Source organism: Streptomyces sp. NP-1717, assembly GCF_022695985.1.
In the GTDB taxonomy this organism is placed as follows: domain Bacteria; phylum Actinomycetota; class Actinomycetes; order Streptomycetales; family Streptomycetaceae; genus Streptomyces.
In genome coordinates, this window is sequence record NZ_JAAPBF010000332.1 from 1 (window position 1) to 5,589 (window position 5,589).

A 5,589-nucleotide genomic window follows, 5' to 3' on the forward strand; every position below is an offset into this window, starting at 1 on the left:
TGCTCCGTGCGGTTCGGAGAACCGCAGGGTGTGGTGGTCGGGGCCGTGGCGCAGCAGCCGGTGCCGCCAGGTGGGCCGGCCCGCGTCCTCGGCGGTCAGCTCGCCCAGGAGGCGTTCCAGCGCGGCGGCGTCGAGCGGGCCGTGCAACTCGACGTCCCAGGGGGCGGGATAGGGAGGGTGCCCTGGGGCGACGACCACGGAGATCGGCGCGTGCGGGATGTGGTGAGGAGTCATGATGTCCGGGGGTGCCGCGGTCCACCGCGCGTGGCCGCGTCCCCGTCTCTCCCTTCTGCGAGCACGAACAGAGCGTGCGGGGAACATGTGAGGCCCGGGGCCCGCGGGCGGCGCGGGCGGGGCACTGACAGGCGGGCCACGAACGGGTGGTGACCGAACGGGCGAGGCCGTCCTGGCTCCCGCCCCAACTGCCTGTCCCCCATGGGCGTCCTCCTGCCCTGTCCGCGTCGACAACGGTCGGCGAGCACCAGATTACGGGCAGTACGCGTCCCAAGTCCGGTTCTCTGAGCGGGTATACAGCCGAGTACGAGCGGTGCCCGAGCCCGGCGGGCGCGAACGCGCGCGTACAACTCCGCGGCGGGGGCGTTGCATACGGAAGAGGGGAACCGGAAAGAGCGCGACAGATGCCCGGAAAGGCGGAGGTCAGCCGACGGGCGCGGATTCCGGGAGGAGCCGGCGGGCGACGCGGCAGGCCCTGCCGAGCAGTTGGGGCAGTTCACCGCTCCCGCGTGCCAGGAGGCGGCAGGGCACGGTCCGCGACCGGACGGGTCCCAGGGTCCACTTGCGCCAGTCGCCGGCGGCGTCGGCCGCTGTGGGCGGGTCGTCCTCGGAGGAGACGACGAGGACGGGCGTGGTGAGCGGCCCGGCCCGCCAGGGCCTGTCGGCCGCCTCGCGCAGGTCCTGGGCCAGCTCCAGGTCGGCGCGGAGCACCGGCAGCACGGCCCGCAGGTGGACTGACTCGTCGCTGCCGGGCGGCACGGCTTCCCCGCCGCTCAGGACACGCAGCAGTTCGGTGTCCGGCGCCCGGCGGACGTCCGGGAGCCCGGCGGGCGGGGGCGGCGGCGGCCAGGCGCCGACGCCGATGAACACCGGGCCCGGCAGGCCCGCCTCGTGCAGGGCGCGGGCCACGGTGAGCGCCGCCAGGGCGCCGAGTCCGTGCCCGTACAGGGCGTACGGTCCGGGGCGGGGGCCGCGGAACAGCGGGAGCACTTCGGCGAGCAGCGCCGTACGGGTAGTCACCCGGGGTTCGCCACGCCGCTGCGCACAGCCCGGCAGAAGGACCGGGACCGGCTCCACATCGGTTCCCACGTGCGCCGCCCAGTCGCCGAAGGCGAAGACGCCCTCAGCGGAGTGCGCGAAGCAGTACATCCGTACCGGCCGGTCAACCGACATGTGTCCCCCTGTTCGGCGCCCGCTCCTGATACCGCTCGGGGCGGAGTTCGATGATTGCGGGACCGTCTCGAACGGCGCTGGAGCCTGCCCGACGCGACGGTTCCGGGCGCACGACGATCCGGACGCCTCGCTCGTCTTCTACCGCGACGTCCTCGGCTTCGAGGTCGGCACCTCAGCCGGCAGTTCCGGGCCGGGTACGGCGGGTCGCCGTACGCGTACCTGATGACGCGCGGCATCGAGCGCGCGGCAGCGCTGCTGAGGCGTGGGGACCTCAGCGTCACCACCGTGGGCAAGAGCTTCGGCGGCAAGTACGCCGAGTGCGCCCGTCGGTGTCCTGGCTCCCGGCCCTGAACTCCCGAGGAGAGAGCGGTGGGGCCGAGACCTGCCGGAGCGGCAGGAGGGACCGAGCCACGGACGACGCCCCGCGCGTCGCCGGCCCGGTCCCTCCCCCTCTCCCCCGTTCCCCCGGGTGCGTTCGTGGCATCCGGAGCCGCGCCGGAACCTATGCGGCGTACCGGTCGAAGGTGGAACCGCGGCGCAGGCCGGCCACCACGTCGAGTTCCGGGTCGACGGCGAGCATGGCCTGGTGCAGGCGCTGGAGTTGGGGTGAGGGCTCCACGCCGAGTTCCTCTATCAGTCCCTCCCGCAGCCTCCGGTACACGGTCAGCGCGCCGGCCTGCCGCCCGGACCGGTACAGCGCCACCATCGCCTGGGCGTGCAGGCCCTCGTGCTGGGGGTGCCGGGCGATCAGGTCGGCGAGTTCGGCGACGAGTTCCGCGTGCCGGCCGAGCCGCAGATCGGCGTCGATGCGCCGTTCCGTGGTCATCAGCCGGGACTCCTCCAGCCGCGTGACCTCTATGTCCAGGACCGGGCCGAGCCGTACGTCGACCAGTGCGGGGCCCTGCCACAGGGCGAGGGCCTTGCGGAAACTGCGGGCGGCCCGCCGGTCGTCCCCCTCCTCGAAGGCCTCCTGGCCCTCGGCGACCAGGCGTTCGTAGGTGTGCACGTCCACGGACTCCGGCGGGATGCGCAGCAGATAGCCGCCGTGCCGAGTGGCCAGAACGTTCTTCGCCCCACCCGGTGCGTCGGGCCCCATCGCGGTGGCGAGGCAGCGGCGGAGTTGCATGATGTACGTCTGCAGCGTGGTCATCGCGCTCTGCGGCAGCTCCGTCCCCCAGATCTCCTCCATCAGCGTCGACACCGGCAGGACGCGGCTCGGGTACAACGCCAGAAGGGCGAGAACCTGTCGTGGCTTTCCGGCGGTCGGGACGATCGAGTCCCCGTTCTCAGCGGCACACAGCGGGCCTAAGACCTGAATCTCCATTGCTCTCCCCGTTCGTCGTCGGGCACTCCCGATGGCGGAAATTCGTCGTCGAATCAGCACGCTAACCCCACCCGCACCGGAGGCACCGGTTCCTTCAGCGGCGCTTGAGCGATCCTCCAAGACGGCAAAAGGGGGAGTGCGAAGACGGGGTCTAACGCCCGAAGGTCCCCCATGCCTGCTCCGGCGCGGCGGGTGCGGGGGTGGACGCGGGCGCGGGTACGAGGGTGGGCGCGGGCGCGGTGGTCGGTGGCCGCGAGCCGGCACAGACCAGGGCGCCCAGGTCCCGCCCGTCGGCGAGGAGCGGCAGCAGCAACTCCCAGGAGCGGGTGATGTTCTGCCGGTTCAGCCAGGAGGCGTCCTTGGAGCCGAGCACTTCGAAGCCCGTGGTCGCTGCCACGATGACGCGGGCGGCGACCGGCCAGGACACCCCCCGCGCGAGCGCGCCGCTGCTCTCGGCACGGCACAGGCTGTCCTCCACCCAGCGCTGCCACTCCTTGTGCAGCGGGGACACGGCACGGCGCGCGATGTCACCGGCGAGCCCGAACCCCCCGCGCACCACCACGTCCTGGGCCAGGGCCGCCATCAGCTCGTGCGTGGCGTCCACCACCGCCTGCAGGGAATCGCCCTGGCGGGCCCGCGCCGACTCGGTGAGCCGGCGGACCGTCTCGGCGGCCTCCGCCTCGACCGCTTCGGCGAGCACGCCCTTGTTGGCGAAGTGGAAGTGCAGCGCCCCGTTGCTGACGCCGGCCCGTTTGCTGATGACAGTCAGCGACGCGGGGACGAAGCCCACCTCGGCGAACGTCTCGGCCGCGGCCTGGATCAGCGAACGCCGCGTGCGGGCGGCCCGCTCCTGTCTGACCATGCTCTGCCTCCCGGGCAACAGGGCACTGAGGGGTGCCGTGCCCACGGGACCGCAGGCACGGGTGCCGCGCGGCGCCACTCGCGGCCGGCAGGGTCACGCCCGACAGACTAACAAACCGCTTGGGCGGTTTCATATATGGGGAGGCTGTGAACATCACCTTTCTCCGCCGCCCGCCGGGTCCGGGTGACCCTCATCACCCACGGCGGGCACGATCGCGGGCGTGGGCGTGGGTGGGCGCGCGAGGCGGAAACCGGAACGGGGCGGAAGGCCGGCCCAGTGGAGCCGCCGACTGTCGTCACATCACCGCGGCGTGCGGCGGCGGCGTACAGCGGGACGAGGATTCATGCGCGCTCCCGGCCGGGGCCGTACCCGCAGGGCTGTGGGGCGCCCTGCGGAGGTCGGGGAGGAGCTGGTCAATGTTCGGGGCCCGGACTGATTCCCGGGTATCGCCGCCGCAATTCGCACCCTCGGTCGTGCCGCTGGCCGGGCGACCGGCGTGAGGGGCGGAGCGGGCAGGCGGCGGAGAGACGCGACGCCGGCCGTGGTCGGGTCGGGCTGGATCGACGGCGCGACGACCGTCATGGGTGATGCGGGGTGATGCGGGTGGAGCGAGAGTGCTGAGTACAGCGGCTTCTCCGGGCGTCAGTTGACGCGCATGGAGTCCGTGCCGCCGGTGCGGGCGGCGGGGACAGGAGCCGCGGCGGGCGTCTGCTGCTCCGCGAGCGGGGTCTCAGGTGCGGCCGTCAGGATCGACTGCTGGAGCTGGCGCAGCCGCGGTGAGGGCTCCAGACCCAGGTCTCGCACCAGGGTGCCGCGCAGTCGGTGGTAGACGTCCAGGGCCTCGCCGCGCCGGCCCGAACGGTGCAGCGCCAGCATGAACTGGGCGTGCAGGTTCTCGTGGGTGCTGTAGCGACTGGTCAGCACGGTGAGTTCCGCCAGGAGTTCGCGGTGGCGGCCGAGTCTGAGGTCGGCCTCGATGCGCTGGTCGAGGGCGCACAGCCGGCCTTCCTCCAGCCGCTTGGACTCCATCTCCAACTGCGCGCCCGTCTGCACGTCGGCGAAGGCGGAGCCGGTCCACAGGGCCAGCGCCTCACGCAGCAGCCGTGAGGCGCCTCGGAAATCGCCCTGGTCGATCGCGCGGTAGCCCGTACCCGAAAGGCGTTCGAACTCGCGGACGTCGCTGCTGCCCTCACCCAGCACGAGCATGTACCCGCCGGGCGTGGTGACCAGGACGTCCTTGGCTCTGCGCCGCGGGGGCGAGTCCGACTCGACGTCGGGCGCCTGCTGGTCCAGCGCGAGCGCGATGAGGTCGCGCAACTGCAGCACGTAGGTCTGCAGAGTGGTGCGGGCGCTGCGCGGTGGCCTGCCCGCCCACAGCTCGTCGATGAGGGCGGAGACCGGCACCACCCGGTCCGCGTGCAGCGCGAGCAGAGCGAGCACCTGTCGGGGCTTCGGTGCGGTGGGGGCGACCGACACCCCGTTCTCTCTGACGTCCAATACTCCCAATAAATCGATCCGCACGCCGTTGCCCCCTAGTTGAGTGTGCTGTCATCCGGCACCTCACGAGTACAAAACAGGACAGACGGTTTGTCAACAGCAAACCGCTTGCGCTGTTTCGATGCACCGTACAGCAGACCGTCTCTCAACTCTCGCCGCAACGTCCTGACTTGCGACTTTCTTTGACTCACGCCCTTCGCCCAGAGGGGGAGGACCGGGGCACCATTCCCACCCTGCGAACGAGCGATCACTCGACGCGACCGCTGTTTTCGGACAGGGGGAACAGACCGGCCGTGCTGCTCGGTCGGTGCAGGAGTAGGAGACGCGCTGTTACTGCGGCGGGTTGCCGTGCTTGCGGGACGGCAGGTCGGCGTGCTTCGTACGGAGCATCGCGAGGGCCGAGACGAGGACCTCGCGGGTCTCGGCCGGGTCGATGACGTCGTCGACCAGACCGCGCTCCGCGGCGTAGTAAGGATGCATCAGTTCGGCCTTGTACTCC

5 protein-coding genes and 2 pseudogenes are annotated in these 5,589 nt (G+C 71.9%); 1 reads left to right on the forward strand and 6 read right to left on the reverse strand.

Annotation, left to right across the window (positions count from 1 at the left end; translation table 11 throughout):
* Both GXP76_RS33595 and GXP76_RS33600 read right to left on the reverse strand, forming a co-directional pair.
* A pseudogene (locus GXP76_RS33595) lies at positions 1–234 on the reverse strand (hypothetical protein); the annotation flags it as partial.
* 423 nt (positions 235–657) lie between these two features.
* Positions 658–1,407: a thioesterase II family protein gene (locus GXP76_RS33600; protein WP_242575408.1), complete on the reverse strand. Its 750-nt coding sequence runs from the start codon at positions 1,405–1,407 to the stop codon at positions 658–660.
* A gap of 165 nt (positions 1,408–1,572) precedes the next feature.
* On the opposite strand from GXP76_RS33600, the pseudogene GXP76_RS36090 reads away from it, so the two are divergent.
* Positions 1,573–1,695: pseudogene (locus GXP76_RS36090) on the forward strand (AraC family transcriptional regulator); the annotation flags it as partial.
* 214 nt (positions 1,696–1,909) lie between these two features.
* On the opposite strand, the gene GXP76_RS33610 reads toward GXP76_RS36090, so the two are convergent.
* The 4 genes from GXP76_RS33610 to GXP76_RS33625 all read right to left on the reverse strand — a co-directional run.
* A complete protein-coding gene (locus GXP76_RS33610) occupies positions 1,910–2,731 on the reverse strand; it encodes an AfsR/SARP family transcriptional regulator (protein ID WP_242575409.1) in 822 nt (273 codons plus the stop codon).
* Positions 2,732–2,882: 151 nt separating this feature from the next.
* Positions 2,883–3,593, reverse strand: coding sequence for a ScbR family autoregulator-binding transcription factor (locus GXP76_RS33615; protein ID WP_242575410.1), 711 nt, complete (start codon positions 3,591–3,593; stop codon positions 2,883–2,885).
* Positions 3,594–4,235: 642 nt separating this feature from the next.
* On the reverse strand, positions 4,236–5,114 hold the full coding sequence (locus tag GXP76_RS33620) for an AfsR/SARP family transcriptional regulator (RefSeq protein ID WP_242575411.1): 879 nt from the start codon (positions 5,112–5,114) through the stop codon (positions 4,236–4,238).
* A gap of 306 nt (positions 5,115–5,420) precedes the next feature.
* Positions 5,421–5,589: carboxyl transferase domain-containing protein (locus GXP76_RS33625; protein WP_277994055.1), on the reverse strand; the 169-nt coding region annotated here is incomplete at its 5' end.

Bases quoted from the DNA above. Each gene is read 5' to 3' on its own strand.
- GXP76_RS33610 (WP_242575409.1), bottom strand. From the start codon at position 2,731: ATGGAGATTCAGGTCTTAGGCCCGCTGTGTGCCGCTGAGAACGGGGAC.
- GXP76_RS33615 (WP_242575410.1), bottom strand. From the start codon at position 3,593: ATGGTCAGACAGGAGCGGGCCGCCCGCACGCGGCGTTCGCTGATCCAG.
- GXP76_RS33600 (WP_242575408.1), bottom strand. From the start codon at position 1,407: ATGTCGGTTGACCGGCCGGTACGGATGTACTGCTTCGCGCACTCCGCT.